The sequence below is a fragment of the Paenalcaligenes niemegkensis genome (genome assembly GCF_022230885.1).
Lineage (GTDB): Bacteria > Pseudomonadota > Gammaproteobacteria > Burkholderiales > Burkholderiaceae_B > Paenalcaligenes > Paenalcaligenes niemegkensis.
The window spans coordinates 1,676,476-1,702,162 of record NZ_JAKGCT010000004.1 but is presented as its reverse complement, the minus strand read 5'-3'; the positions used below and the strand labels follow the sequence as shown (position 1 = coordinate 1,702,162).

At 58.8% G+C, this 25,687-nt stretch carries 23 protein-coding genes and 4 pseudogenes; 20 read left to right on the top strand and 7 right to left on the bottom strand.

All coding sequences use genetic code 11. From position 1 onward, the window contains the following. The first annotated feature begins 196 nt into the window (after window positions 1-196). The 7 genes and pseudogenes from pilL2 (at window position 197) to L1889_RS12225 (ending at window position 6,218) form a co-directional block, all read left to right on the top strand. Window positions 197-775: a PFGI-1 class ICE element type IV pilus protein PilL2 gene (gene pilL2 / locus L1889_RS12255; protein ID WP_238665356.1), complete on the top strand. Its 579-nt coding sequence runs from the start codon at window positions 197-199 to the stop codon at window positions 773-775. Continuing rightward, window positions 772-1,422: a hypothetical protein gene (locus tag L1889_RS12250; protein ID WP_238665355.1), complete on the top strand. Its 651-nt coding sequence runs from the start codon at window positions 772-774 to the stop codon at window positions 1,420-1,422. The genes pilL2 and L1889_RS12250 overlap by 4 nt, the downstream gene beginning before the upstream one ends. A 14-nt stretch (window positions 1,423-1,436) precedes the next feature. Then, entirely contained in the window at window positions 1,437-2,165 is a 729-nt protein-coding gene (locus L1889_RS12245; protein WP_238665354.1) for a TIGR03759 family integrating conjugative element protein, read from the top strand. Further along, window positions 2,147-2,736: pseudogene (locus L1889_RS12240) on the top strand (transglycosylase SLT domain-containing protein). The gene L1889_RS12245 and the pseudogene L1889_RS12240 overlap by 19 nt, the downstream one beginning before the upstream one ends. Further along, window positions 2,733-3,293, top strand: a complete 561-nt coding sequence (locus L1889_RS12235; protein ID WP_238665353.1) for an integrating conjugative element protein — start codon at window positions 2,733-2,735, stop codon at window positions 3,291-3,293. The pseudogene L1889_RS12240 and the gene L1889_RS12235 overlap by 4 nt, the downstream one beginning before the upstream one ends. Window positions 3,294-3,297: 4 nt before the next feature. Then, a complete protein-coding gene (gene traD / locus L1889_RS12230) occupies window positions 3,298-5,472 on the top strand; it encodes a type IV conjugative transfer system coupling protein TraD (protein ID WP_238665352.1) in 2,175 nt (724 codons plus the stop codon). Further along, the gene (locus L1889_RS12225; protein WP_238665351.1) at window positions 5,469-6,218 is read left to right on the top strand and encodes a TIGR03747 family integrating conjugative element membrane protein; all 750 of its coding nucleotides are present in this window, start codon (window positions 5,469-5,471) and stop codon (window positions 6,216-6,218) included. Before traD ends, L1889_RS12225 begins: the two co-directional genes overlap by 4 nt. 22 nt (window positions 6,219-6,240) lie before the next feature. Here L1889_RS12225 and L1889_RS12220 read toward each other — a convergent pair whose 3' ends face one another. From L1889_RS12220 to L1889_RS12210, 3 genes are read right to left on the bottom strand one after another with little or no spacing between them, the layout of a single operon-like run. Then, a complete protein-coding gene (locus L1889_RS12220) occupies window positions 6,241-7,290 on the bottom strand; it encodes a DUF3800 domain-containing protein (protein ID WP_238665350.1) in 1,050 nt (349 codons plus the stop codon). Further along, complete coding sequence (locus tag L1889_RS12215; RefSeq protein WP_238665349.1) at window positions 7,239-7,976, bottom strand: RES family NAD+ phosphorylase; 738 nt, start codon at window positions 7,974-7,976, stop codon at window positions 7,239-7,241. Before L1889_RS12215 ends, L1889_RS12220 begins: the two co-directional genes overlap by 52 nt. Further along, window positions 7,969-8,361, bottom strand: coding sequence for a hypothetical protein (locus L1889_RS12210; protein ID WP_238665348.1), 393 nt, complete (start codon window positions 8,359-8,361; stop codon window positions 7,969-7,971). Before L1889_RS12210 ends, L1889_RS12215 begins: the two co-directional genes overlap by 8 nt. Before the next feature lie 392 nt (window positions 8,362-8,753). Here L1889_RS12210 and L1889_RS12205 point away from each other — a divergent pair, with 392 nt between their 5' ends. From L1889_RS12205 to L1889_RS12160, 10 genes and pseudogenes are all read left to right on the top strand, one after another. Further along, window positions 8,754-9,656, top strand: a complete 903-nt coding sequence (locus tag L1889_RS12205; protein WP_238665347.1) for a bacteriophage abortive infection AbiH family protein — start codon at window positions 8,754-8,756, stop codon at window positions 9,654-9,656. A 138-nt stretch (window positions 9,657-9,794) separates the two neighbouring features. After that, window positions 9,795-10,166, top strand: coding sequence for an integrative conjugative element protein, RAQPRD family (locus tag L1889_RS12200; protein WP_238665346.1), 372 nt, complete (start codon window positions 9,795-9,797; stop codon window positions 10,164-10,166). Continuing rightward, a pseudogene (locus L1889_RS12195) lies at window positions 10,163-10,381 on the top strand (TIGR03758 family integrating conjugative element protein); the annotation flags it as partial. The gene L1889_RS12200 and the pseudogene L1889_RS12195, both read left to right, overlap by 4 nt. Before the next feature lie 31 nt (window positions 10,382-10,412). After that, on the top strand, window positions 10,413-10,769 hold the full coding sequence (locus tag L1889_RS12190) for a TIGR03745 family integrating conjugative element membrane protein (RefSeq protein ID WP_238665345.1): 357 nt from the start codon (window positions 10,413-10,415) through the stop codon (window positions 10,767-10,769). A gap of 11 nt (window positions 10,770-10,780) precedes the next feature. After that, window positions 10,781-11,179: a TIGR03750 family conjugal transfer protein gene (locus L1889_RS12185; protein WP_238665930.1), complete on the top strand. Its 399-nt coding sequence runs from the start codon at window positions 10,781-10,783 to the stop codon at window positions 11,177-11,179. Next, window positions 11,176-11,856 carry a PFL_4703 family integrating conjugative element protein gene (locus tag L1889_RS12180; protein WP_372871761.1) on the top strand — a complete coding sequence of 227 codons (681 nt, stop codon included), beginning with the start codon at window positions 11,176-11,178 and terminating at the stop codon, window positions 11,854-11,856. The genes L1889_RS12185 and L1889_RS12180 overlap by 4 nt, the downstream gene beginning before the upstream one ends. After that, window positions 11,853-12,761, top strand: coding sequence for a TIGR03749 family integrating conjugative element protein (locus tag L1889_RS12175; protein ID WP_372871540.1), 909 nt, complete (start codon window positions 11,853-11,855; stop codon window positions 12,759-12,761). The genes L1889_RS12180 and L1889_RS12175 overlap by 4 nt, the downstream gene beginning before the upstream one ends. Beyond that, a complete protein-coding gene (locus L1889_RS12170; RefSeq protein WP_238665344.1) occupies window positions 12,751-14,136 on the top strand; it encodes a TIGR03752 family integrating conjugative element protein in 1,386 nt (461 codons plus the stop codon). Before L1889_RS12175 ends, L1889_RS12170 begins: the two co-directional genes overlap by 11 nt. Beyond that, complete coding sequence (locus L1889_RS12165) at window positions 14,117-14,551, top strand: TIGR03751 family conjugal transfer lipoprotein (protein ID WP_238665343.1); 435 nt, start codon at window positions 14,117-14,119, stop codon at window positions 14,549-14,551. Before L1889_RS12170 ends, L1889_RS12165 begins: the two co-directional genes overlap by 20 nt. Beyond that, the gene (locus L1889_RS12160) at window positions 14,551-17,442 is read left to right on the top strand and encodes a conjugative transfer ATPase (RefSeq protein WP_238665342.1); all 2,892 of its coding nucleotides are present in this window, start codon (window positions 14,551-14,553) and stop codon (window positions 17,440-17,442) included. The genes L1889_RS12165 and L1889_RS12160 overlap by 1 nt, the downstream gene beginning before the upstream one ends. Window positions 17,443-17,639: 197 nt before the next feature. Here the strand turns inward: L1889_RS12160 and L1889_RS12155 are convergent, their stop codons facing one another. Continuing rightward, window positions 17,640-17,816, bottom strand: coding sequence for a hypothetical protein (locus L1889_RS12155; RefSeq protein WP_238665341.1), 177 nt, complete (start codon window positions 17,814-17,816; stop codon window positions 17,640-17,642). A gap of 132 nt (window positions 17,817-17,948) precedes the next feature. Continuing rightward, window positions 17,949-20,528 (bottom strand): AAA family ATPase, encoded by a 2,580-nt coding sequence (locus L1889_RS12150; protein WP_238665340.1) that lies wholly within the window; start codon window positions 20,526-20,528, stop codon window positions 17,949-17,951. A gap of 852 nt (window positions 20,529-21,380) precedes the next feature. Between L1889_RS12150 and L1889_RS12145 the strand changes: the two genes are divergently transcribed. From L1889_RS12145 to L1889_RS12135, 3 genes are all read left to right on the top strand, one after another. Further along, the gene (locus tag L1889_RS12145; RefSeq protein ID WP_238665339.1) at window positions 21,381-22,133 is read left to right on the top strand and encodes a DsbA family protein; all 753 of its coding nucleotides are present in this window, start codon (window positions 21,381-21,383) and stop codon (window positions 22,131-22,133) included. A 196-nt stretch (window positions 22,134-22,329) separates the two neighbouring features. Further along, the gene (gene radC / locus L1889_RS12140) at window positions 22,330-22,833 is read left to right on the top strand and encodes a RadC family protein (RefSeq protein ID WP_238665338.1); all 504 of its coding nucleotides are present in this window, start codon (window positions 22,330-22,332) and stop codon (window positions 22,831-22,833) included. A 127-nt stretch (window positions 22,834-22,960) separates the two neighbouring features. Continuing rightward, on the top strand, window positions 22,961-23,530 hold the full coding sequence (locus L1889_RS12135) for a hypothetical protein (RefSeq protein WP_238665337.1): 570 nt from the start codon (window positions 22,961-22,963) through the stop codon (window positions 23,528-23,530). A gap of 271 nt (window positions 23,531-23,801) precedes the next feature. Here the strand turns inward: L1889_RS12135 and L1889_RS12125 are convergent. Both L1889_RS12125 and merA read right to left on the bottom strand, forming a co-directional pair. Further along, a pseudogene (locus L1889_RS12125) lies at window positions 23,802-23,945 on the bottom strand (transcriptional regulator MerD); the annotation flags it as partial. Window positions 23,946-23,962: 17 nt separating this feature from the next. Continuing rightward, window positions 23,963-25,647 (bottom strand): annotated as a pseudogene (merA, locus tag L1889_RS12120) (mercury(II) reductase). Window positions 25,648-25,687: the final 40 nt, after the last annotated feature.

The following is a 25,687-nucleotide window of genomic DNA, read 5'->3' as shown; positions in this document are numbered from 1 at the left end:
TTAGATTGATTGAAGGTAATGACCGCGAGTTGGTAGCTAGTTGAGCCGTGCGCGGTGAACGTTTAGCTATTGCTTATCAGAGCATGGATTGGGAGAGATTCAAAAGTAAAGCGGTCTAGTCGCAGTTCGCTTTCTTTGGTGATTTAACGACGTGTCTGACTGAAGGTATCGGTTCATCACAACAAAGAGCCGATCTATGCCAGCCATCGTTTCCATCCGGCACCTATCTGGTGGCGGCCTGTTGGTCGCCGCCGCACTGTTAAGCGGTTGTGCGACTACCACTGCACCGTCAGTAGCCCCTACTTCTGAAGAGTTTTCTTCCGTGCCCGAGCCCGCACAGCCGGAGTACCTTCCGGTGGTTCGCTCCGGTCGTTACACCTTGGTTGAGCTTGCGCCAACGGCGGCACAGCGTGATCTGTTGCTGCAGATCGTTGATGTATCTATGCCTGAGGATGCACATGCCTCGGTGGGCGATGGTCTGCACCATGTCCTGAAGCGCAGCGGTTATCAGCTTTGTGAAAGTGACTCGGTAACCACCGCACTCTATGCGCTGCCTCTACCGTTGGCCCATTTGCAGCTAGGGCCAATGACCTTGCGTGATGCGCTGGTGATGTTGGCGGGTTCCGCCTGGGACCTGCAAATCGACGATGTGGCACGCCAAATTTGCTTTGTTCGATCCAACTCCAGTGAGATCAAGCTGGAGCCGGCCAGTGACATACCTGCCAGTGAGCCGGTAGTGACCTTTCCCGTCACGGTGACAGGAGTCCGGTCATGAACGGCGCGCAAGCAACCTCACGCGGCACGGTCACCGTAGGCTTGCAGATTCTACTTTGGGTCTGGTTGATCGTGCTCAGCGTACTGGTCGGAACTGGGTATCGTGCCATGGCAGACCTTGCGCAACAGTCGCGTGTCGATTCAGGCCTGCGCCAAATTCAGGTGCTTCAGGTGCGTATCGCTGAATTGGCTGAAAGCGTGCAAATGCTCCAAGCCCAGCCAGAATCCGCCACAGTCGCCGTACTGCATGAGACACGCAAACGCCTGGAGACACGTCTTACCCGAATGGAGCAGACGCTGGCTGACCGTTCGGACGCCCAAGCGCTACAGGCACTGCGTACCGAAGTCGAGCAGATGAAAACACACTCGCAATCTACTCCGACAGTGCCGCCACCACAAACCAAACCCGTCACGCCTGTGGCTGCGACTGTGAAGCAATCCCCGTTTCCATTTCGTGTCGTGGGCTCAGAAATGCGCGCCGGGCAGCGTAGCGTGTCTGTCGCGCCTGTAAAGGACGAACTGACGGCGGACAAGATTCAGGTGGTGCTAGCCGGCGAGACGGTGGGGCAGTGGCGACTGCAAGCCATTGAGGCGACCACCGCCGTGTTCCAAAACGGTAAACAGACACGTCGTCTGATCATCCCTTGATCCGGAGCAGAGCCATGAAATTACAGACTGCTTTAGCGCTTGCCCTGTTTGTCGGATTGGCCCCGTGGGTGTCCGCGCAACCAGCCTCCCAGCAAGACTCCATCATGCAGCCATCGCGCGTCGATCAAAGTCAGATCGGACAAAGCCGCGATGAACGCCTGGCACGGGACTGGGGATTGGGCACAGAAGAGTGGACACGCTACGAGGAACTGATGGACGGCCCATTGGGCATCTATTCGCCTAATCTCGATCCGTTGTCCGCGCTGGGTGTTGAAGCCCGCTCGGATGAAGAGCGCCGCCGCTATGCCGAACTGCAGGTTCACGCTGAATCGCGCCGCGTCGAGAAGTTGCTGGCCTACCAGCGCGCCTACGATGACGCCTGGCAGCGGCTGCACCCCGGCTTGCAGCGGGTGAGTCTGCCTGATGCCACGCTGGGCGGCATGTCGATCGCAGGCAGTGGTCGCACTGCCGTTTTCGTGAAAGACGATTGCACACTCTGCGCGTCGTTTGTTCAACGTTTGCAGGCGGCAGGCACCGAGTTTGATCTTTACATGGTCGGTAGCCGTCAGGACGATGCTCGGATCCGTGATTTGGCCAAACGCATGCAGATCGACCCGACCAGGGTACGCAGCGGCACCATTACGCTCAATCACGATGGTGGGCGTTGGCTGTCGCTCGGTCTGGCTGGCGAGCTGCCTGCTGTGGTGCGTCAGGTGAACGGGCAATGGCAGCGACAACCGTAAGCCAACAGCAGCCCCTGTGGGTACTGCTGTTGGCGGCTGGCCTGTTCACCAGTCACGGGCATGCTCAGGAAATTCCCCTCCCGCCTATCAGTTGGCGGCGCAACGAGCGGGTATTCCTTCGACGGTGCTCTTTGCCGTGGCCCTGCAAGAAAGCGGCATCCGCCGCAATAACCGCACCATCCCTTGGCCCTGGTCGATGAATGTGGCAGGGCAGTCGCACCGCTATGCCACGCGTGCCGAAGCCTGTGCTGGACTGCACCAGGCCCTGCGTGACGCATCGCCTAAGCGTATCGATGCGGGCCTCGCGCAAATCAACCTGGGCTATCAGAAACATCGCTACAGCCGTCCTTGTGATCTGCTCGACCCCTACGCCAACTTGGCCATCGCCGCCGCCATTCTGCTTGAACAGTACAAGCCGGGTGAAGACTGGTTGTTGGCGATGGGCCGCTACCACCGTCCGGCGGGCGGGGAGCCGGCGGCACGTTATCGGCGCAGCGTTTCCCGGCATCTGAACCGTGTTCAGGGTTCGTCCGCCGCGTCAGGCGCCAACCATCAGGAGACTTCACGATGAAATTCTATTCTCTGACCATACTCGGCCTGTCCACCTTGTCCACCTTGTCCACCTTGTTCACCGCCGCACCGTTGTCTGCCCAGCACGTGGCAGAGCCGCTGATTGTCGTGGACGATCGCGGCGGTGTATCGGCGCTACCGTATTACGACGCGCTCAACCTGCAGCCGCGCACCGGCAGCGTACCGCGTCCACCCGTGCCCATTCCCCAACTGCCTTCCACCATCGACGGTGAAGCACAGATGTTGCCCGTGCGTAGTGCGAAACTCACGCCGGGCGTGGTCGCGCGTCGGGTTATTGAGGCTGCGGGTCTACAACCGTTCTTTCTGATTGGTGACGATGAGGTATCTCATGCATGGTTGCGCCGCCATGTCGTAAGTTTGCGTGAGCGCAACGCGGCTGGCCTGGTGGTCAATGTCGAGACGGCGCAGGGACTGGAACGCTTGCGGGCGCTGTCTCCGGGCTTGCAGCTTTGGCCCGTTTCGGCGGACGATCTGGCCGAGCGGCTGGGGCTGCGCCACTACCCCGCCTTGATTACGGCCACTGGCATCGAGCAATGACGATATGGCGCAGACCCAGCCGGTTGAGGTATTGCTGCGCCCCGCCGTGGAGCTTTACACCGTGGCGGTGTGTGCCGGCGCCGCGATTTTGTGCGTGGTGGCCCCGTGGTCGCTCGCGTTGAACCCCAGCTTAGGCGTTGGTAGTGCCTTAGCGTTTTGTGTCTTCGGTGCGATCCGTTTTCGACAGGCCCAGGCCATCCTGCGCTACCGCCGCAACATCCGCCGCCTGCCGCGTTATGTGATGACTAGCCGCGAGGTGCCTGTTAGCCAGCAGCGGCTGTTCATCGGCAAGGGCTTTTTGTGGGAACAGAAGCATACGCATCGGCTGACGCAAACCTATCGGCCGGATTTCCGGCGCTATGTCGAGCCGACTTCGGCGTATCGACTGGTGCGGCGCTTGGAAGAACGTTTGGAGTTCGCGCCATTTCCCTTATCTCATTTGGCGCAGCTTACGGCATGGGATGTGCCGTTCAATCCGGTGCGTCCGTTGCCTCCCGTCGGCGGCCTTCCGCGTCTGCATGGTATCGAACCGAATGAAGTGGACGTCAGCCTTCCGTTAGGGGAACGCGTCGGCCATTCGTTGGTGCTGGGCACCACACGGGTGGGTAAAACGCGGCTGGCTGAGCTTTTCATCACCCAGGACATTCGACGCAAGAACCACGTGGGTGAACACGAGGTCGTCATTGTCTTCGATCCCAAGGGGGATGCGGATCTACTCAAACGCATGTACGTGGAGGCCAAACGCGCCGGACGCGAAGGCGAGTTCTATGTGTTTCACCTGGGTTGGCCGGACATTTCCGCCCGCTACAACGCCGTGGGCCGGTTTGGACGGATTTCCGAAGTCGCCACCCGCATTGCTGGCCAGCTCTCGGGCGAGGGCAACTCGGCGGCGTTTCGGGAGTTTGCCTGGCGCTTCGTCAATATCGTCGCGCGTGCGCTGATCGAGCTGGGACAGCGCCCGGACTATTTGCTGATTCAGCGCCACGTGGTCAATATTGATGCGTTGTTCATCGAGTACGCCCAGCATTATTTCGCCAAGACCGAGCCCAAAGCTTGGGAGGTCATCGTTCAACTTGAAGCGCGCCTGAACGACCGGAACATTCCCAGGAGCATGATCGGGCGCGAGAAGCGTGTGGTCGCGCTCGAGCAGTACCTGAGCCAGGCGCGTAACTACGACCCGGTACTGGACGGTCTGCGTAGTGCCGTGCGTTACGACAAGACGTATTTTGACAAGATCGTTGCCAGCCTGCTTCCGTTGCTGGAGAAGCTCACCAGCGGCAAAATCGCCCAACTGCTCGCACCGAACTACTCGGACCTGAACGATCCCAGGCCCATCTTCGACTGGATGCAGATTATCAGGAAGCGCGCTGTGGTCTACGTCGGTTTGGATGCGCTCTCGGACGCCGAGGTTGCTGCCGCAGTCGGTAATTCCATGTTCTCCGATTTGGTATCGGTGGCGGGCCACATCTACAAGTTCGGCATCGACGATGGCTTGCCTGGGGCCAATGCGAGTCAGAAGGTGCCAATCAACCTGCACGCGGACGAATTTAACGAACTCATGGGCGATGAGTTCATCCCGATGATTAATAAAGGGGGCGGGGCCGGCATTCAGGTCACCGCCTACACGCAAACCCTCTCTGACATCGAAGCGCGTCTTGGCAATCGCGCCAAGGCGGGCCAAGTCATCGGCAACTTCAACAATCTGTTCATGCTGCGCGTGCGAGAGACCGCCACGGCCGAGCTACTGACCAAGCAGTTGCCCAAGGTCGAGGTCTACACCACGACGGTCGTTAGCGGTGCCACCGACAGCTCGGACATTCACGGCAAGACTGATTTCACCAGCAATACCCAGGACCGCATCAGCATGACTAGTGTGCCGATGATCGAACCCGCGCATATCGTCCAACTGCCCAAAGGCCAGTGCTTCGCGTTGATGCAGGGCGGTGCACTGTGGAAGGTTCGTATGCCGTTGCCAGCTCCTGATCTAGACGAGAACATGCCGCAGGATCTGCAGCAGCTTGCCCAGTACATGCGCCAGAGCTACACAGAAACCGGTCAGTGGTGGGAAAATCAGGGCATTCCCGGGCTGCAGGAGCAATTCCTGCCCGACACGCTGTTGGACGATGAGGCCATGGATGCGGCAAACCGCGATGTCGATCCCAACGAGGCGGTGCCATGAGCGATGCCGCTTCCACGACACAACAACAGAAAAATCGTCGTCAGGGTTTGATCGCCGGTATCATCAGCTTGCCGCTTCGGCTGTTCGGTGTATTGATCGGATCGCTGCTGATCTCCATCGTGGTCGAATGCGTGGGCATGCACCTGTTCTGGCAGGAACAAGGTTGGCGACATTCACAATCCATGCTGCAGTATGAGTTGAGCCACCTGTCGAGCCACTTCAGGCGTAGTGTTATCGTGCGCGAGCCTGGGCGTACTGCACACCACTTGGTGGACACCGGCTATGAATGGGTTTTCGTGAAGACCGGCGTGGGTGACCGGGTTAGCCACACTGCGGATCGCGCCCGCGTGCCCAGCCAGGCTGGTACCAAGAACTTTCGCTACTACCTGAGCCAAGCCTACGTCTGGTCGGAGCGTTACCTGATTGCCGCAGCCTTCACCATGCTGACCTTCTTGGTGCGACTACTGATCCTGGTGCTGACCTTGCCCTTGATCCTGCTGGCGGCCTTCGTCGGGCTGGTCGATGGGCTGGTGCGCCGTGACGTGCGCAAGTTCGGTGCGGGTCGTGAATCCGGGTTCTTTTACCACCGCGCCAAAGCATCGCTGATGCCGCTGGCTGTACTGCCCTGGGTGATCTATCTGGCGTTGCCTATTTCCTTGCACCCACTATTGATCCTGCTACCAAGCGCAATATTGTTGGGTCTGGCGGTGAACTTGACGGCGGGGAGCTTCAAAAAATACTTGTGATTCGTAACTAGTTGAAAAGGACTCATTTGTGGAAATGGGCGGCGAAATAGTTGATCACCTCTGCCGCCTGCGTACCTTTCCGGAATCTTTGTTGCTCCGCGAAATCGATCGATGGGAGCATGTGGATCAACTGATGATCGGCGTAGAGGGACATCACGGCTTTGGCGTCCAGCCCTGCCGTACGCTGCCCCGTCAATATATTGCCCGCTTCAATGGCAGCACCAATCATTACGTCAGCTAGTTGCACCGCCGGGCTGTCCTTGGAATCAACCTGCGTCACCGAAGTGAGCTTCAGGGGAAACTTGATGCTGGCGATCTCGGACTGGTGAAATTCGATCTGTTGGTCATGATCGATGTAGCGCTGCAGCAGGGTGTTGTAGGTGAGCAGGTTCTTGGATTGATCGTGCTCGACACGGTAGGGGCCGTCCACCATGACCTCCATGCGGCTCACTAGAGATTGCAGCACCACGAGAGCTGCGTCGGTGCTCACCCCCGGCGTGGCGATTGCCGAGAGGCATTCAGGACAGGCATCGACGGCCAGGGGTCCAAGCGCTTCCGGAAGCTCGCGCCACCGTGTCTTTCGCGCCGCGCTTACGAGCGCTTCTAGTGCTGCCAACGATTTGTCTTTGACGGCATGTTGAAACGCCGCCAGCAGTTTATCGAACGCTTCCCTTCCTAGCTGGGTCGGGCCGGCATAGTACAGCAGGGATGCCAGGGCGTAGTTCTGGCCGTCCTCATAGAAGTTCATGCCGCGTTTGTAGTAGAACGGTTCGACGGCGTAATCCATGAACATCAGCAACAGCAGGTAGCGCTTGTCGCAGACATAGGTTACGCACTTGTAGTTGGTCAGCAAATCCCGCAGCAGAGCCAGCAGGCGGGGATGGTTGCCGGGCCGGCGCGCTAGTGAGCGGTACTTGAGCTCGGCGGCTTGCAACTTGGGGAAATGCTCACGAATCAAACGCCGGGCGTCTTCATTGCTGATGGCGATGGCTGACGCACCCTGAAAGCGCTGCGCAGGGTTCAGCAGGTCGAACCCGGTGTAGCCACTCTCATCAATCCGGAAGCATTCCATTCAAGTTTTCCCCGGCACAATATTGACACCGATCCGATCCGCCAAGTCCAGCACTTCATCGTAAACGTCCGCATCGTCCAGCAGACTACGTGAGCCCCCTCATGTTGGAGTGAATCACTGGTGATGCGATCACCAAATAAGATCATGGCACGTGCCGAATCGTCTTGTCTGGAGACCCACGATAGCCCCTGGGCTTGGGGAAATTGAGAGTGGATTGCTGCAGCCCACTTGCGTGTGGCAGGGTACTGGTTCTTCTCGGTGTCGATCAGTTGCTTGCGCGTCACGCCCAGCTTGCGTAGCGGTACGCTTGCAAGGTCAACCAGCTGTAATTCCTCCTCAACTTGAATAGTGGAATGCACCTGGCCAGCTAGTTTGCCTTTATCGACGCTCTTGAAACCGGCCGTGTGCGGGATGTCATGGAACACGGTTTCCATCAATGCACACGCCATTGTTGTTCCAGCGTACAGCGTGGGGATCGGGGTTCCTTGCTCATCGTGGATCGGGCTGAATCGCGCATTGCCTTGCATGCCGGGATTGAACTGATCCGCTTGGTACATGCTCTGATGCACCCGATGTAGCACCTTTCCCGGTTTCAGCCGGGTGAGCGTGACATGCAGTGTGCCCGGAGGTTCCGGCGTTGTGTTAGATGCCTCTTCAGCAGGCGATGATGGCTTAGGTCTAGCCATGCGAGATCTCCTGGACCTCGTCCATAGCCGCCTCGATAACACGCTCGGGCTCGGACGCCAACAAATCCTGAGGCTTCTTGCCGCCCAGAAAGCTATTGTCCGAACGGAACCAGTACGCCATGCCCCAGCTGTCTTTGTTCCTGGCCAAGATCTCAATGACTTTAGCCATGGCTTTTGACGGTCGGAAACCCGCGTTTCGATCTAAGCCGTAACCTGGAAAGTAGTCGACGCCGCCGTGGTTGATCGCGAAGATTTGCCCCTGCTTTTTCCATTTATTCGGTTGAGCGCTGGGATTTCGGGTGCTCAACTCTGCCAGTTGTGCAACCTCGGCGGCCGTCAGCCAGTCACCGCTCTCCAACACGGCTTTGCGCGCCTGCACCAGCATGACCGCTTCCTTGAGCAAGCGGGGGAAGGCGGTGTCCGAGGCATCAGGACGTCGACTAAACGTTCAATGGACTCTCGGTCATGGCGCTCCAACATCAGTTCAAACATGGAGGATGTCACGTTAGCGACATTTGCCGCGAGGGCCTCTAAGACCCGGGGCCTGATATGGTCGAACGTTACGAGCAGCACTTGATCAGCATGTGATTTGCCAAGTCGTGCCTGTACTTCCTTTGGGGTGCCAACCAACGTCGAGACGCCCGGATGGTCTATTACGACATTCATGGATGTGCTCCCTATGGGTTATGATGGTTATCAAATAATATCATATGCTAGATAATCGTTAAAGTGCGTGTTTTCTGACAACTTACCTTGGATTGATAGGAAACTTTATCCATGAAGCCCCGCAAGCTCTACGTAATCGGCAACGGCTTTGACCTACAGCATGACATCCCATCGAAGCTGGATCAGTTCAAACAATACCTTCGAGACAACGACAATAGCGTCTTCAGCGAAGTCGAGGAGCATCTCCCCGTCCGAGAGGACTGGTGCGACCTTGAGGAGGCGTTGGCAGGCATGGATGTGGATGCAATTATCGATAACCTGGGTCATTTCATGGCATCGTACGGAGCCGAGGACTGGAGTGATTCTGGACATCACGACTTCCAGTTTGAAGTGGAGAACCTCGTAAAACGGTTGTCATCAGAGCTTCGGCAGCTATTTGGGGAATGGATACGCCTGCTTCCAATCCCCACCCCGACAACCGCGCTAAAGCGGCTTATCGAACTGGACCGCACCGCGGCATTCCTGAACTTCAACTACACCAGTACCCTGAGTACGCTCTACGGTATTGCACCGGAGCGGATACTGTTCATTCACGGCTGCGCGGCGCAGTCTGATGAGGAATTAGTGCTGGGACATGCCTGGCACCCGCAGAACCGTCGCTCGCTGAATGACCGATCAGACATCGCCGATATCGATACTCGGCTGGTCGAGGCTCATGACATCCTTGATGGATACTTCTCTACCACCTTCAAGCCTTCTGAAGCGCTGATAGCCAAGAACCAACCCTTCTTTCAAGGTCTGACAAGCATCGAGCAGGTGTTTGTGCTGGGGCATTCCTTGTCGGACATCGATGCTTCCTACTTCCAGGCGTTACTCGGCCAGCCCAACGTTTATGCTGCCCAGTGGCACATCGCCTGTCGCTCGCTCGACGAATGGCTAGAGAAGCAAGCCCAGCTTATTCGATGGGGGCTCAATCCTTCCAGCGCGCGATCCATTTCCTGGGAAAGCCTTTGACTCTACATTAACCTTCTCCTGTCAGGACAAGACTTGATTAGCCAAATCCGGACGGATGCAAGTTCCTATTGTTTGCAGCCTGATTGCGCCTGCACCGTCACGATCATTCCATTGTTGATCTAACGAAGGGATGGAGCGATGATGCTCTCGATTCGGTGTCGCGCCGCGCACGGCGGCGTGTCTCTCCTGCTCACTGCGGTCTTGGCCGTGTCGCCCACAGTTCATGCTGATGTGCCGGCTCAGCGCCAAGACCTGGCTGCGGCCCTGCGCCAACTGGATGCGCTGGAGCAATTCGTAGCGCACAGTGCAGCGGCCGCGCCCATCGTGCCGGGCGATCGTTACCATTTTGACTATCCGCGCTTGCTCGCCGACCTGGCCCGCGTGCGTACCGGCATCCGGTCTCATCTGACCCCTTCGCGTGCCCAACCACGGGATCTTGCCGAGCTGGCAGGGGAATACCGCAGTGAGCGTGCGCCCCAGCACAGCCCATTGCCGCAGGCCCAGCCATGACCTCCGCCCAGATCAGCGCCTTTCAGGCCAACAGCAGCATCACGCCAGCCATCATGGCGACCGTCCTGGTCGGCTTCGTGTTCGCGGTGTTGCTGCTGTGGGGCGCCTGGGCGATTCGCACGGCCTACGTCGGCTGGGCTGAAAACCGAATCAACCAGCGTCAGTTCTTGGGCGTCATCGTGCGGTTTCTGGCGATGTACTTAGTACTGACTTTTTCCTCCTATCCTGACCCGCAAGGAACTGACCATGAATATCCGATTGCTTCACAGGCCTATTACGCACGCTTCACTCACCTGGGGCTTAGCCCTGCTGCCTACCCTGTCGTTCGCCCAGGGCTTGCCTACCTTGGAGAATCCCTCGCGCGGCACGGGCGGGGGCATTATGGAGACGATCCGCAACTACGGCTACGACATTGTGCTGCTCGTGGCGCTGCTGGTGGTGGCGTCCATGTTTATCGGTGTCTGCTACCACGCCTACGGCACCTATGCCGAGATTCACACGGGCAAAAAGACCTGGGGCCAGTTTGGCCTGAGTGTTGCGGTTGGTGCCGTGCTGCTCGTGGTCGGCATCTGGCTGCTCACCGAAGCGACGACAGTTCTGTAAGGAAACGGCCCATGTCCGAGCACCAGCATATTCGGGCCGATGGCACCGTGTCGTTTCTGCCGCATCGTCTTAATCGCCACCCGGTTGTGGTGCGTGGTTTGACGGCGGATGAACTGTGGATTTGCTGCGGTCTGTCGGGCGCAGTGGGGTTGCTGATTGGGACGCCGTTGTCCTGGGTTTTCTCGACCATTGCCCTGGCGCCGACCTGCATTGTCGTGGGCATTGCCTTGGGCGTGTTCGTCGGTGGCGGCATTTTGCGCCGCAAGAAGCGCGGCAGGCCCGACACTTGGCTGTATCGGCAATTGCAATGGCGCATCACGATCTCATACCCGTTGCTGGCAGGCTGGGTGCGCGGCCAGGTACTGATCACGCGCACCGGCTATTGGACAATCCGAAGGGCCGTGCAATGAGCCGCTTCAAAAACGAAGTTGCGCACCTGCAGGCGCATATCAAAACCCTGCGCATTGGCGCAGTCGCGCTGTTACTGGTGGCGCTGGTTATGGGCGGTGGTTGGTGGAGCGCCCCGCGCGATCTGACCATTCACGTCCCGCCCGACCTGCGCTCGGGCAGTACCCGTAAGTGGTGGGAAGTGCCGCCCGAGTCGGTTTATGCCTTCACCTTTTATGTGTTCCAGCAGCTTAACCGTTGGCCGACCAATGGCGAAGAGGACTACGCCCGCAACCTGCATGTCCTATCGCCGTATCTGACGCCGTCCTGCCGGGCCTTTTTGCAGGCCGACTTTGAGTACCGCCGCAGCACGGGCGAACTGCGTCAGCGCGTGCGCGGCGTCTATGAAATCCCCGGTCGTGGTTATGGCGAGAACCCGAGCGCTCGCGTGCGGATGATTTCTGACGATGACTGGGTCGTAACGCTGGACCTGAGCGCGGACGAGTACCACGGTTCCGAGCAAGTCAAGCGGGCGCTGGTGCGTTACCCCATCAAGGTGGCGCGGGCAGACGTTGACCCGGCCCGTAATCCGTTTGGCTTGGTGCTGGACTGCTTTGACGGTGCGCCGCAGCGAATTACCGTGCCAGCGTCAGAAACCCCCGCGCGTAGCGGCCTGGGACTGCAAGGAGATTCCCAATGAGCTTTAAACACCGAGTTCTTGCTGGGTTAGGCGTGCTGGTCTGGATGATGGCGATTCCTGCCCAGGCGGTGGAAATCTTGCACTGGGAGCGCCTGCCGCTGGTCGTGCCACTGGTCGTTGGCCAGGAGCGCATTGTGTTTATCGACCGCAACGTGCGTGTTGGCGTGCCCGCCAGCGTAGGCGAGCGCCTGCGGGTGCAAAGCGCCGGCGGCGCGGTTTACCTGCGCGCCAATGAGTCCATTGAGCCCTCTCGTTTGCAGTTGCAAGACGCGGATACCGGGGAACTGATTTTGCTGGACATTGCCGCGCAACCGGCCAATGACGGCGAACCTGCTCTGGAGCCGGTGCGGATTGTTAAGGGAAGTTCTACACCCCAGCGCTACGGCCAGCAGGCGGCGGGTGACGACACGGGCGAACAGACTGCCCCGGCCACGGCCACGGCAGTGAGGCGCGAAACCCCGGTACCTGTGGTGCTCACGCGCCATGCCGCACAAAACCTGTATGCACCGCTGCGTACCATGGAGGCCGTACCCGGCATCATGCGCGTGAACCTGCGCGGCGACCTGAACCTGGACACGCTGCTGCCGACCGTACCGGTACGCGCGGTCGCGTTGGCGTCCTGGCGGCTGGAGGATCAGTGGGTGACAGCGGTCCGTCTGACCAACACTAGCAGCGGCTGGCTGAACCTAGACCCGCGTGCGCTGCAAGGCGATTTTCTTACCGCCGCTTTCCAGCACCCGACCTTGGGCCCACACGGTACGCCCGAGGACACGACGGTCGTGTATTTGGTAACCCGTGGACATGGACTGGCGCAATCGCTGCTGCCCGCCATTCAGCGTTTCGACCCAGCGGTGCATCTGCCTCATCTCACGCAAGAAGCGCAAGGAGACGGCCATGCGCAGTAACGGACTTCTGAAGTGGCTGATGATTCCGGTGGCTCTACTGGTACTTTTTGCAGGTATCCGTCTGCTATCCGGTGGCGACACGATCGGTTCAGGCGCTGCGGGTTCTGGCAGCCAACTCACGCCCGAGGAAATGCAGGCGCTGGGCATTGAAGGCGATACCCCGCACGACACCGTGGCAACGCTCGTGGCGCAGGTCAAGCAGATGCGCACCGAGCTGCAAACGGCGCAGGCCGATAACAAGACGCAACGCAGCGAGAACGCGCGCCTGCGCCAGCGCGAGACCGCCATCGACCAGCGCATCAGTTCCGCACTGGAGTCCGAGCGCACCAGTCTGCGGCGCGACCAGGCTCAGCTTGCCAACGAACGTCAACAGAGCGAAGGTTTGCTGCAGGATCTGCAGCGTCGTCTGGAGAACCTGGGTAATGCCGATCTGCCCGTAGGGCTGGGTCTGCGCGAGGGCGATGCCGATGGCCTTGGGGCAGGCGCTGATATCCGCTGGGTTGAACCGGATGATGCCCAACAAGACGATGGGCGCAACCGCAGCAGTAGCTTGAGTTTTCCAACGAGTTTCGGTCCCGCGCAAAAGACACTGGATACTACTGTCGGCCGCGTGGCCAATGCCGCAGGGGTTAGCACCGCCAAGGCGGTCTATACGGTGCCGACCAATTCCACCCTGATGGGTTCGGTGGCGATGACGGCACTCATTGGCCGTGTGCCCATTGACGGTACGGTCAACGATCCGTATCCCTTCAAAGTCATCGTCGGCCCGGATAACCTCACGGCCAACGGCATCGACATTCCGGATGTGGCGGGGGCTGTTTTTAGCGGAACCGCCTCGGGCGACTGGACGCTGTCATGTGTACGCGGCCAGGTGCGCAGCATCACGTTTGTATTTCATGACGGCACGATCCGCACTATCCCTGAGGACAGTGAGCGCAGCAATCAGCGCAACAACCAAGAGGATGGCCTGGGGTGGATCAGCGATCCCTACGGCATTCCTTGCGTGTCGGGCGATCGGCGCAGCAACGCCCAGCAATACTTGAGCACCCAAGCGCTCATCACCGCCGCTGGCGCGGGCGCCGCGTCGCTTATTGATTCGGGCAGCGGTCGGACGTCATACGTGGGGGCGGACGGATCGATGGGCACGACAGGCATCAGCGGCAACGAGGCCATGGGCCAGATTCTGGCCGGTGGCGTGCGGGACATGTCGCAGTGGGTGAATAAACTCTACGGCCAGGCCTTCGCCGCTGTGTATGTACAGCCTGGGGCCAAGGTGGCCGTCCATCTGGAGAAGCCACTCGCTATCGACTACGAACCTGAAGGCCGCCGGGTCGATCACCGTATAGGAGAAGCCCATGCGCTTGAACTTGATTAAGCCTCTGCTGCTGATCGTTACAGCAGCTACGCTCGCCGGATGCGCCACTCACAAGGACGAGTTGCTGCCACATGGCGATCGCACCATGCAGGATATCTGGCATACCGAAGCGGGTGAGGGCGGTAGCGGCCAGGTAGCCCGCCGCCAGTTGCTCGACGTGCGTCAAAGCCTGCGCAGACCACTGACTGAGGCTGATGTGCACGCTGCTCCGATGGAACAGGCCAGCTACACCCGCACCGCCGCCAATGAAATACAACGTCAGTTTCATCGCCTGCCCAATCCGGACCTTGTGATGTACGTGTTCCCGCACCTGGCGGGCACCGACCCGGTTCCGGTACCAGGCTACAGCACCGTCTTCCCGCTGTATCAGCGGGTGCAGTACGCCATGCCGGGCGAGCGCGTGGAGGCCTATTAATGGCATGGCGTTTTCCCTGGCTTAAGCGTGCCAGCCCTGATGACGAGGTTGCCAACACCGATCAGTCCGATGGCTGGCAGCGCCATATTCAGACTCTGAGCGAGGCAGGGATTTCCGAGCCGGGTGGGGCGGTCCAAGGCAACCGGCCCGCGACACAGGCGGACGAAGAGGCGTTGTACAGCGTGGCGCCGTCCTTTGTCGAACTGCTGCCGTGGGCGGAGTATCTGCCCGACAGTCGCTGCATGTTGTTGGAGGATGGCCAATCGGTGGCCGCCTTCTTTGAGTTGATTCCGCTGGGCACTGAAGGCCGGGAGGCCGCCTGGCTGGCACAGGCGCGCGATGCGTTGGAGAACGCCTTGCAGGACAGCTTTGACGAACTGGACGAGAACCCGTGGGTGCTGCAGCTCTACGCCCAGGATGAAACCAGCTTTGATGAGTACCTCAAGACCTTGCAGGGTTACGTGCAGCCGCGTGCGCAAGGCACTCCGTTTACCGCGTTTTATTTGCGTTTTTTCGCTCACCACCTGCGGGCGGTGGCCAAGCCTGGTGGGTTGTTCGAGGACACGGTCGTCACTCGTTTGCCCTGGCGCGGCCAAAGCCGCCGTGTGCGCATGGTGGTCTATCGCCGCGTCACGGGGCAAACCGCACGGCGCGGCCAGACGCCCGCACAGGCGCTGAACATCGTGTGCGACCGGCTAGCCGGTGGCTTGAGCAATGCGGGTATTCAGGCCCACCGCCTGGATGCGCCGCAGATCCACGACTGGCTGCTGCGCTGGTTCAACCCCCAGCCTCGGCTACTGGGGCCCACGGTCGAGGACCGCGCGCGCTTTTACCAACTGACCGCCTATCCGCCAACGCAAGAGCCCGACGAAATCGAGTTGGCCAGCGGTCGGGACTTCAGCCAACGATTGTTCTTCGGCCAGCCGCGCTCGGATGTGGCGCACGGGCTGTGGCACTTTGACGGTATGCCGCACCGGGTCATGGTCACCGATCGTTTGCGCACGCCGCCGACAACGGGACACCTGACGGGCGAGACCCGCAAGGGCGATGCGATCAACACCTTGTTTGACCAGATGCCCGAAGACACTGTGATGTGTTTAACCGTGATCGCCACCCCACAGGATGTGCTGGAGACGCACCTGAACCACCTGGCCAAGAAGGCAGTGGGCGAGACCCTGGCCTCGGAGCAGACTCTGCGGGATGTGCAGGAAGCCCGGTCTCTGATTGGTAGCGCCCACAAACTCTACCGAGGCAGTCTGGCCTTTTACCTGCGTGGCCGTGATGAGGCAGAACTTGATCACCGTGGCCTGCAACTGGCGAACGTGATGCTTAACGCGGGATTGCAGCCGGTACGCGAAGAAGATGAGGTGGCACCGCTGAGCACCTATTTGCGATGGTTGCCGTGCGCTTACAACCCCTCGCAAGACCGTAAGCAATGGTACACGCAACTGATGTTCGCCCAGCATGCGGCCAATCTTGCGCCAGTGTGGGGTCGCAGCCAAGGCACGGGACATCCCGGCATTACCTTCTTTAACCGAGGCGGCGGACCCATTACCTTCGATCCCTTGAACCGCTGGGATCGGCAGATGAATGCCCACCTGTTCCTGTTCGGCCCGACAGGGTCAGGCAAATCGGCTACTTTGAACAACCTGCTTAATCAGGTCACGGCCATCTACCGGCCAAGGCTGTTTATTGTGGAGGCTGGCAATTCCTTCGGCTTGTTCAGCGACTTCGCCAAGAGGCTGGGTCTCACGGTCCACCGCGTCAAACTCTCGCCCGGTGCTGGCATTAGTCTGGCACCGTTCTCAGATGCCCGGCGCCTGATCGAGACGCCCAGCGACGTACAGACGCTGGATGCGGACGCCCTTGATGGTGAGCCGACCGCTGATGGCATTGAGGAGGCCGGTGCGGATGAACAGCGCGACGTACTGGGCGAACTGGAAATCACCGCTCGATTGATGATTACGGGCGGTGAGGACAAGGAAGAAGCCCGTATGACGCGGGCGGATCGCTCGTTGATACGTCAGTGCATCCTGGACGCCGCTCGGCTTTGCCACAGCGAAGATGGCGAGCAGCGCACCGTATTGACACGCGACGTGCGCGATGCGCTACGTGAACGCGGCCAGGACAGCACATTGCCCGAAATGCGACGCGCCAGGCTGCTGGAGATGGCTGACGCCATGGACATGTTCTGCCAGGGCTCCGATGGTGAAATGTTCGATCGGCCCGGCACGCCCTGGCCCGAAGCCGACATTACCCTGGTTGATCTGGCGACCTACGCCCGCGAGGGCTACAACGCGCAGCTTTCCATTGCCTACATTTCGCTGATCAGTACGGTCAACAATATCGCCGAGCGGGATCAATTTCTGGGACGCCCGATCATCAACGTTACCGATGAGGGCCATATCATTACCAAGAACCCGCTGTTGGCACCCTACGTGGTTAAGATTACGAAGATGTGGCGGAAATTGGGGGCCTGGTTCTGGCTGGCCACGCAAAACGTGGATGACCTGCCCAAAGCCGCCGAGCCCATGCTCAATATGATCGAGTGGTGGATCTGCCTGTCGATGCCGCCTGATGAAGTGGAGAAGATCGCGCGCTTTCGCGAACTATCGCCAGCGCAGAAGGCGTTGATGCTGTCGGCACGCAAGGAGGCCGGTAAATTCACCGAAGGCGTGATTCTGTCTAAGAACATGGAGGTGCTGTTTCGAGCCGTACCACCGAGTCTCTATCTGGCCCTGGCCCAGACGGAGCCGGAGGAGAAGGCAGAGCGCTACCAGCTGATGCAGCAGTTCGGTATCAGCGAACTGGACGCAGCGTTTAAGATGTCTGAAAAGATTGATCGGGCTCGGGGAATTGATTCTCTGGCATGGGGACCCATACAGGACTGATTGTTATGTCGGTTAAGGAAACTCTAGCAATAACACAGCGAAATAGCCTAATTCATACTTATATTGGCTCCGATTTGATCTGGCGGGCACTGACTGGAGAATCAGGCAGAAACGACCCTAAGCAGACGTCGCACAAACCTGATCGCATGGAGCTAATTGATCATGTAATCCCAATTGCCCACGTGAAGGAGATTTCTCTAACGAACTTCTTCCCAAGTCGACTTGGACTCGGTGATCAACTCTAAAATGCACCGCACTATTCTTCGAATAGCAACCTTGGCCCGTACGTCTACTGGGAGCTCGCGTACGCAATTCACGATCTGCTTGTTGTACTGGGCCTCGAAGGACTGTTCTCGCTGCAAGATTGCCGACATATCTGCCCGGCTGTCTGAACAACCTTACCTGCGATGCGTACCCCGCGCCGAGCATGATTAGGTTCTTGTATCACCCAACGATGCCGAACGCGTGAACTCAGCGAGCATGGCACGGTGATTATGCCTCGAGAACTATGCCAGAACTACTTTGCGCCGTTCCCCAAAGTCTTTTCGCCATTGCTTCAATTCCTCCAAATCGGCTCGTAATTCTGCCTCTTCCGGTATTGGCACAGGGACCTCATCAGACTGACTGTGTTCATAGTAGGAATACTTCGTCATGAGGCGATCGATCAAATCGCAATCTCCCGTCTCGATAATAGGCAGCGCGGCCAGCTTATTGTCCGTCGTCACGCTTCGTCTATGTCGTTTCACTATGGCATAAATGAGGTCATCTTCTACTGTGCGCTCAAGCAACTTTCGGAAATCGCTGCATATACCTTGCGCCCTATCTCGATACTCGTCGCCTCCACCTTCTTTGCCGGCACGCGCTGCCGCGTTCAGCCGTTCGATCAGCAGATTGTTCGCAGCCGTGGTATTGGCGTTCCAAGTTGCCTGATGCACGGGCTGTCCAGCCTTGCCAGCATAGGTCTCAATACATGTCTGGAAGAAGTTCTTTCCCTTGACGGGTTCGCCGATCTTCTTCGCGATGTCCTCCATCGCACCATAAAGGGACAGGCGGTGCGTGAAGACGATGACTTGTCGAGTCTTCGCCAACTCTCCCAGTCGCGTTGCCACTGCCCATTCGTAGTCATGATCCAGCGAAGAAATCGGGTCATCGAACACAAATGGAGCAGGAAACGGCTTTTCACACACATCTGCCAAGAATGCCGCCAGCGCAATGATGCGGCGCTCACCCTCGCTTAGAACTAGCTCGAGCGGCTGTTTTCCCTTGGCCGACTTCAACTGAAGGCGGTGCTTTGCACTACCTTTCTCCATCTTGGACTTCACGAGTTCTACCTGAATGCGGCCTGCACCGAGCTTCTTAAGCTCTGCGTTGAATCTGGCAACGTACGCCTGGGTGATGGCCTGCTCCGCCACGACGCCAGCCTGCGTGGTCACCGGGCGCGAATGTGCCAACGCTTTGAGTTTTTCAAGAGCTTGCACGCGCTTTAAACGAGCTACTTCATTGCGCACCGCTTCTGCTTGTTGGCAGACCCAATGCTTGCCTTCCAACGCAGTTTTCTGCCGCTTCGCCAAGTCTCGATCGAAGTCTTTTGCGTCTTTGTCCAACTGCAACGCTTCTGCCTCAAGAGCCTTTGCAAAGATTGTGAGCTTCGTGCACGCATCTTCGCTATCTTGTGCCGGCTGCACGGCCTCAGTTAGCTCGTGTGTTATTAATGCCTGGCGCGCTACCGCTATGGCCTTCCAGTAAGCTTCTAAGTATGCTGCCCACCCTGGGTCGGTAAGACCGGCGGTCTGGAGTTGCGCACAGTAGACTTCTGCTGGAACAGGTTCTGGCAACGCCTTCAGGGCGTCGTGGTACGACTTTTGTGCCCGTGCGGCCGTCGCTTCAACTTCACCTTGGACAAAAGTTTCAAACTCTTGAAGGCGGTGTGCTGCCTCTTCATCCAAGGGTTGGTGGCAGAGCACACACCGTGCTTCTTCCGTAACGGGGAAGTCCCGATTAGGATATGACAATTGGGAGTAGGCGCGCGCAGCAGCCCACATCGCGCGCCATGAGTCTTCACCAACCCCGTCCAGTTTGGCAGAATTAACCTGGGCGGCATCGATAGCAGCTTTCCTGGCGATATTTGCAGTCTGCCGCAGGCCTCGAATTGCCACTAGCGCGTCCGTGCTGTAGGCCGCCGCAGCTTGGAGTATCTTCTCGACGATGCGACGGGTTGCGAGCTCGGCGTTTCGCTTAGTCTGGGCCAAACCTGCAGGATCTGTGGCATTTAACCTTTCCCCCAGACTGTGCAGTTGCGCAGCATCTTCATCCGACCAACGTACAAGGGCCTCCATGGCTTTGGCGTCGATCGTAGCCTTTAGGCTGTTGTAGCTCTGTACTGCCTCCGAAGCAACGTGCTCTGCCGGCGATACGGGCAGGGCCGAAATGTCTCGGTCCTGATCCTCCTCAAGAAGCCGCTTCACATCATCACACGCCGCAGCTAGTGCGACGAACATCGCGACAAGCGGTGGCGTATAAGACGCACTACTTTCACTGCGAAGGTAGAACCCGGCTTCTTCACTGTCGAAGACATCCAGTGCAATCAGCGCATCGATTGGTGCTCCGCCAGCATGCCATTCCGACGACTTCACCGCTCCTTGGCTGGCGTACTCGATCTGGCACTTTTGTTCTGCTGGCGCCGCTTCGAAAACATTCGCGTATAGCAACTGCGCTCGGGGCTTGCCGGACGCTTTCTTAAGCAGCCGGGTATAGCCGGACTTTCCTGACCCGTTATTTCCGTAGACGACGGTTAAATTGCCGTCACCAAACACCAGCGGATGCGCGGGAGAAAGGTTCTCAATACCAATCACCTGACTGACGCTGCGTAGACGCACATCTGACCCAGCGGCGACACCGTTGAGTAACTCATGAAATGGGCGCGTCTTCGTAACTGCTCGGCCCGCGTCTGTTTTGATAAGTGCGTATAAATCGGCAAGATCGTCGCGACCTAACTGCCCTTTCTTTAACAGTCGGTCCGCAGCCTCCTGTATCCAGTCGGCTTGTCGGTGCAACCACGCACGTATGTCATCATGAATAGCACCCATCGTAATTCCTCAAGAGATAACTACGGTAAAAAGTGCCTTACTGTAACAGAGACAAACAATTTGCTAGATTGGCTTAGGCGCACCACTCGTATCACTGAGCACTTTTAGGGCCATGGGACAGAGGGGTCGACTGATGACAGGACAAGAAGCGTCGGGTCTCGAAGGTTCGGTAATATTTTTTATGGTGGCCAGGTGTGGTGAACGGTCTCGCTGAGTTCCGGAACTGAGCGAGTAATCAGCTATCCAGCGCGTGTTTCTTTTGATTGGTCATCCAGTTGTGGGAAGCATTGGTGCTGTGAACTGGTCCTGGTCGCTGTCCCAGGTATGCTTGACGATACAGTGCGCAGTAAGTAGCTACGACTGCGACATGGTCTACGTTGGCTCGGGTGGCCAACAAGCCTCCCGCGCGGCAATACCGGGCATTCACCTTCCTGTCCAAGCGTTCGATCGGTCAAGGTCCCCTAATGGCCGATAGCAGTAGGTGCGAATTCAACGCTAACGCATCTGGCTGTACATGTATGCGTACCACTTTGCTCGTATGCATCAGCTTTCTTCATGCTGAGAATATGGCGGGTCCGCTACGCCAGGCCTTGCTCCCGATGTGCTAATCATTCCACAGTCCCAACGGCCAAAGATCCCCAGGTAGGCAATCACTGCATCAGATCGAAATAGGAATGCCGCCCGCTTAGCGTTGCCGGTCATCTCTGTGGCAATGGTCAGTACCCGAAGCAGGTCTTATTTTTCTATGCGAGAAGGGGGCAGACAGTATGCCGCATTGTTAAGCCACGTAGGTAGTCCAGTATGTTCGACTAACGCATCTGCACCCGATTTACATCTTGTCTGGGAACTACGATGCGACCACGGACGCCTTCCTTTCGCGATACGTTGCGCCGCCTGATCTGGCCTGTCACCGTTATGGTGCTAATACTTCTCGTGTTTTGGCGTCCTGCCGTTCCCATTGCCTCGATGGAGCAGGGTGCCCAACTGTCTGCAGACGATGGGGCGGCGATGTCTCAAGCATCTGGACCGCCTTGGCATTATGGTTCCACCTTGGCTCGCTATACCTTGATCTTATATGCCGATCTGGAATGCCCCTACTGCAGGACTTACGTACCGCCGTTGATGGCCTGGATCGAGCAGCATCCTGATATTCGCCTGCAGTGGCAACACCTGCCGCTATCCATGCATGAGCCTGCGGCTTCCCAACTGGCTGTGTTGGCCGAGTGTGCTGGCGAGGCCGGCGGCCCCGAGGCTTATTGGCGGACGATATCCTGGATTTATCAGCACACACAGGGCGAAGGGCTGGGGTTGCCTGATGGCATCTACCCGCCTGATTACGACGCCTTACGTGCTTGCCTGGAAAGCGAGCGCCCGTTAGCGATTGTGAGGGCGCAAGCCGATGGCGCAGCCGACCACGGTATAGCGGCCACGCCGACGCTGCAGTTGCGCGACGAGCGTACCGGCCAATCCTTGTGGTTCCAGGGACCGATTCCAGGTGACGCGCTGTTGTCAGCGATGGACCTGCTTGTGACCGATGATCCGACCTCCGAACTCGCAGAAACGACTGAATTGTCCGCCGTCCCAGACGGTAACAAGCCCAGGTAGCCCGCAATCTTAAAGGCTACGGCGTGGTGTAGACCGCGTTGATTGCACACCCCGTTCCGCACCGCATCCCCTGCGCGGATACCCACCTGATACGAAGGTGGTGGATGCTGATTGTTCGCTCATTGTTCTTTATAGTCCCCGGAGGGTTTGCCCTCTCGGGTACGCGTCCTCCGATGTTATTTATTGGAGGTTTGTTATGTTCCCCACCCCTAATGTCGCCGATTCCGGCACGCAATTAAGCATTGATCTCACCGATCAGCAGGACGATCGGATCATCCAGCAAGCCATTGCACTCTTAGAGCATCGCGTGTTCAAGGCGGGTCCGACGCTCGATGGCCCGAAGGCGGTTCGCGATTATCTGCGCTTGAAGTTGATGGCCGAGCCCAACGAGGTCTTCGTTGTGGTGTTCCTCAACAGCCAGCACCAAGTGTTGGCGTGTGAGCCTCTGTTCAAAGGCACGGTCAGCGAGGCGTCGGTCTACCCGCGCGTGGTGGTGCAGCGTGCGTTGGAACTTAATGCGTCCGCTCTGATTATGAGCCATCAGCACCCGTCGGGCACGACCGAGCCCAGTATGGCAGATCGCGCGATCACTAACCGATTGAAATTCATCTTGGGGATGGTGGATATCCGGGTCGTGGATCATTTCATCATTGGTAAAGGTGAACCGTTTTCCTTTGCCGAGTCTGGTTTGCTGGAGTAGTTCCCCCAGCCGCGCCTACGCCAGCGTGGCACTTTACTCGTTTCAGTGTTCAACCCCCATGCGGGCTCTCCCGGCCCGTGTGGGTCGGCATAGAGCTCGCACGCCTTCTCAAATATGGGAGTACATCATGCAGCTCAAAACTCATCACTTCGAGGGTGTTGCTTTCATCGCCACCCCGTATCGATCTGGCACCTACCTGCGCAAGGATGTGTTCTGGCGTCAGTTCACCATCACTTGCCAGGGCCATGTGGAATATCCAGAAGACGATCCCGTCTATGGCAGTTGGTGGACGCCGCAAACCCTCGTCCTGGGCAAGTGCGGCTTGATTGTGGATGCCATGTCGCTGGCCAACACTCGAGTATTGCACCACGACTTTGATCTCACCGATGTTAGCGACGCATTGAGCTTCGCACCCGAGTTGATCATCGTCCGGGACAGGGGTCAACGCTTGGTGCTCGCCGGACAGTTTCGGGGAGATACCGTGAGATGGTGCATTCCGGTCGCTTCTGATGACGAAACCGAGCAGATCGTCAACGAGGTCGCCGAACTGCGTAGCGAAGCATCCTACGAAGCGGGTTGGGATAATTTCTCCACCGCGCAAGGCCTGCGCTTTCGCGCCCGTGTCCTGGAGGGTCGGCTGGTGGACCGCTTCTGGCGCCACCATACGCGTAAGGTCATCCTGGCGGCCACCTTATGATTCAAGCGGGAGCCTTATGCTCCCGTTTTTCTGGGGACACTTGGTCGTTGTGAAACGGCAGGCTCATGGGGGAACGAGAGGTTCGTTCTGATAAGCGCGATGCAGGAGTGTCGGCAGCGACGGCGCTTCGGACAGGACCACTGAGCCGAGCCGCTGCATGGCAATGCCCCAATGCTCGCCAAGTAGGGCACTGGCGGTCGTGCCGGCCAGCACGGCTAATACGCCCCATTGGTAGCCGGTGACGGGTCTGCGCGTCCAGGTCGGCCAGCGCCAGACGTCGCAAGGCGCTATCGTAGAGCAAGCCATAGCCGCCCGTGGCTACTGTCCGCAACAAGCCTCGCACCAGGTAGTCGCGCACAACGTTCACGCTTACCACAGCGTCGTGAGCCAGCCGCGATACTGTGAAGGCGCTCATCACACACCTCCTTTTCCTCACCCGGCGCAGCAGGAGAGCTGCGTCACGTCCTTGTTGAAGGTCTGCGCCGCGAGCTTCAATCCTTCGACCATCGTTAGGTAGGGGAACAACTGGTCGGCCAGTTCCTGCACCGTCATGCGGTTGCGAATTGCCAGCGCTGCTGTCTGGATCAGCTCGCCCGCTTCCGGGGCCACGGCCTGCACGCCAATCAAGCGCCCGCTGCCGGCATCGGCCACCAGCTTGATGAAGCCGCGTGTGTCGAAATTAGCCAGCGCACGCGGCACGTTGTCGAGCGTGAGCGTGCGACTATCAGTCTCGATGCCGCTGTGGTGCGCTTCCGCTTCGCTGTAGCCCACAGTTGCCACTTGCGGGTCGGTGAATACCACCGCCGGCATTGTTGTCAGGTTCAGGGCCGCGTCACCCCCGTCATGTTGATTGCGGCGCGGGTGCCGGCCGCCGCCGCTACATAGACGAATTGCGGCTGGTCGGTGCAGTCGCCGGCGGCGTAAATGTCCGGCGTACTGCTCCGCATGCCGGCGTCAATAACGATAGCGCCTTGTGGGTTGAGCGCGACGCCCGCCGCGTCGAGCGCCAGACTGCGCGTGTTGGGCGAGCGACCGGTGGCGACCAGTAGCTTGTCAGCGCGCAGCTTGCCGTACGCCGTGGTGAGCACGAATTCGCCATCTGCATGGTCAACCTGGCTGGCCTGCATGTGTTCCATCACCTCGATGCCCTCCGCCCGGAATGCGGCCGTGACCGTCTCGCCGATGACCGGATCTTCCCGGAAGAACAGCGTCCTGCGCGCCAGGATCGTCACCTTGCTGCCGAGTCGGGCGAACGCCTGTGCCAGCTCCAGCGCCACCACTGACGAGCCGATTACGGCCAGCCGCGCAGGGATCGTATCGCTCACCAGTGCTTCGGTGGAAGTCCAGTAAGGAATGTCTTTCAGGCCAGGAATCGGCGGCACGGCCGGACTCGCACCGGTGGCGATCAGGCAACGGTCGAACGCCACCTCACGCTCACCGCCTTCAGCCAGGCGCACGGTTAGGGCGTGTGCGTTCTTGAATAGCGCCTCGCCGCACAGTACGGTAATGGCGGAGTTTCCGTCCAGGATGCCTTCGTATTTGGCATGACGCAGTGCATCGACGCGGGCCTGCTGCTGTGCCAGCAGTTTGTCGCGCTGGATGACCGGCACAACCGCCTGGATGCCAGCGTCAAACGGGCTTTCGCGGCGCAAATGGGCAATGTGGGCGGCTCGAATCATGATCTTAGACGGTACGCAGCCGATATTGACGCAAGTGCCGCCAATGGTGTCGCGCTCGATCAGCGTGACGCGTGCGCCTTGCTCGACCGCTTTCAATGCTGCCGCCATCGCCGCTCCGCCGCTGCCGATGATGGCGATATGGAGCTTTTCTCCGTCGCCGTTAGTCTTGTCGCCACTGCCCAGCCATTCGCGCATCTTGCCGGACAATCCGTCACCCACCGGAACCACGGGCGCATCGGTGAGCGTGGCTCGATAGCCTAGTACGGCCAAAGCAGCAGTCAGCGCATCCGGCGACGTGCCGACCTCGACATTGAGTTTGGCGCTGCCCTTTGCGTAGGAAACATCCGCCGATTGCACGCCGGGGACTGTCTCCAGAACTTCCTTGACGTGCGTCGCGCACGAGTCGCAGGTCATGCCGGTGATTTTGAGGGTGGTCATACTGTCGCTCCTTTTCTGTGTTGGCCGCCGACTCGTGCTA

What these genes read in the sequence shown, in the direction of transcription:
- L1889_RS12250 (WP_238665355.1), top strand. Translation starts at nt 772, where the DNA reads ATGAACGGCGCGCAAGCAACCTCACGCGGCACGGTCACCGTAGGCTTG.
- L1889_RS12175 (WP_372871540.1), top strand. Translation starts at nt 11,853, where the DNA reads ATGAGCTTTAAACACCGAGTTCTTGCTGGGTTAGGCGTGCTGGTCTGG.
- L1889_RS12145 (WP_238665339.1), top strand. Translation starts at nt 21,381, where the DNA reads ATGCGACCACGGACGCCTTCCTTTCGCGATACGTTGCGCCGCCTGATC.
- L1889_RS12190 (WP_238665345.1), top strand. Translation starts at nt 10,413, where the DNA reads ATGAATATCCGATTGCTTCACAGGCCTATTACGCACGCTTCACTCACC.
- pilL2 (WP_238665356.1), top strand. Translation starts at nt 197, where the DNA reads ATGCCAGCCATCGTTTCCATCCGGCACCTATCTGGTGGCGGCCTGTTG.
- L1889_RS12215 (WP_238665349.1), bottom strand. Translation starts at nt 7,976, where the DNA reads ATGGCTAGACCTAAGCCATCATCGCCTGCTGAAGAGGCATCTAACACA.
- L1889_RS12210 (WP_238665348.1), bottom strand. Translation starts at nt 8,361, where the DNA reads ATGCTGGTGCAGGCGCGCAAAGCCGTGTTGGAGAGCGGTGACTGGCTG.
- L1889_RS12165 (WP_238665343.1), top strand. Translation starts at nt 14,117, where the DNA reads ATGCGCTTGAACTTGATTAAGCCTCTGCTGCTGATCGTTACAGCAGCT.
- L1889_RS12245 (WP_238665354.1), top strand. Translation starts at nt 1,437, where the DNA reads ATGAAATTACAGACTGCTTTAGCGCTTGCCCTGTTTGTCGGATTGGCC.
- L1889_RS12170 (WP_238665344.1), top strand. Translation starts at nt 12,751, where the DNA reads ATGCGCAGTAACGGACTTCTGAAGTGGCTGATGATTCCGGTGGCTCTA.
- L1889_RS12180 (WP_372871761.1), top strand. Translation starts at nt 11,176, where the DNA reads ATGAGCCGCTTCAAAAACGAAGTTGCGCACCTGCAGGCGCATATCAAA.
- L1889_RS12160 (WP_238665342.1), top strand. Translation starts at nt 14,551, where the DNA reads ATGGCATGGCGTTTTCCCTGGCTTAAGCGTGCCAGCCCTGATGACGAG.
- L1889_RS12205 (WP_238665347.1), top strand. Translation starts at nt 8,754, where the DNA reads ATGAAGCCCCGCAAGCTCTACGTAATCGGCAACGGCTTTGACCTACAG.
- L1889_RS12220 (WP_238665350.1), bottom strand. Translation starts at nt 7,290, where the DNA reads ATGGAATGCTTCCGGATTGATGAGAGTGGCTACACCGGGTTCGACCTG.
- L1889_RS12200 (WP_238665346.1), top strand. Translation starts at nt 9,795, where the DNA reads ATGATGCTCTCGATTCGGTGTCGCGCCGCGCACGGCGGCGTGTCTCTC.
- L1889_RS12225 (WP_238665351.1), top strand. Translation starts at nt 5,469, where the DNA reads ATGAGCGATGCCGCTTCCACGACACAACAACAGAAAAATCGTCGTCAG.
- L1889_RS12135 (WP_238665337.1), top strand. Translation starts at nt 22,961, where the DNA reads ATGCAGCTCAAAACTCATCACTTCGAGGGTGTTGCTTTCATCGCCACC.
- traD (WP_238665352.1), top strand. Translation starts at nt 3,298, where the DNA reads ATGGCGCAGACCCAGCCGGTTGAGGTATTGCTGCGCCCCGCCGTGGAG.
- L1889_RS12185 (WP_238665930.1), top strand. Translation starts at nt 10,781, where the DNA reads ATGTCCGAGCACCAGCATATTCGGGCCGATGGCACCGTGTCGTTTCTG.
- radC (WP_238665338.1), top strand. Translation starts at nt 22,330, where the DNA reads ATGTTCCCCACCCCTAATGTCGCCGATTCCGGCACGCAATTAAGCATT.
- L1889_RS12155 (WP_238665341.1), bottom strand. Translation starts at nt 17,816, where the DNA reads ATGTCGGCAATCTTGCAGCGAGAACAGTCCTTCGAGGCCCAGTACAAC.
- L1889_RS12150 (WP_238665340.1), bottom strand. Translation starts at nt 20,528, where the DNA reads ATGGGTGCTATTCATGATGACATACGTGCGTGGTTGCACCGACAAGCC.
- L1889_RS12235 (WP_238665353.1), top strand. Translation starts at nt 2,733, where the DNA reads ATGAAATTCTATTCTCTGACCATACTCGGCCTGTCCACCTTGTCCACC.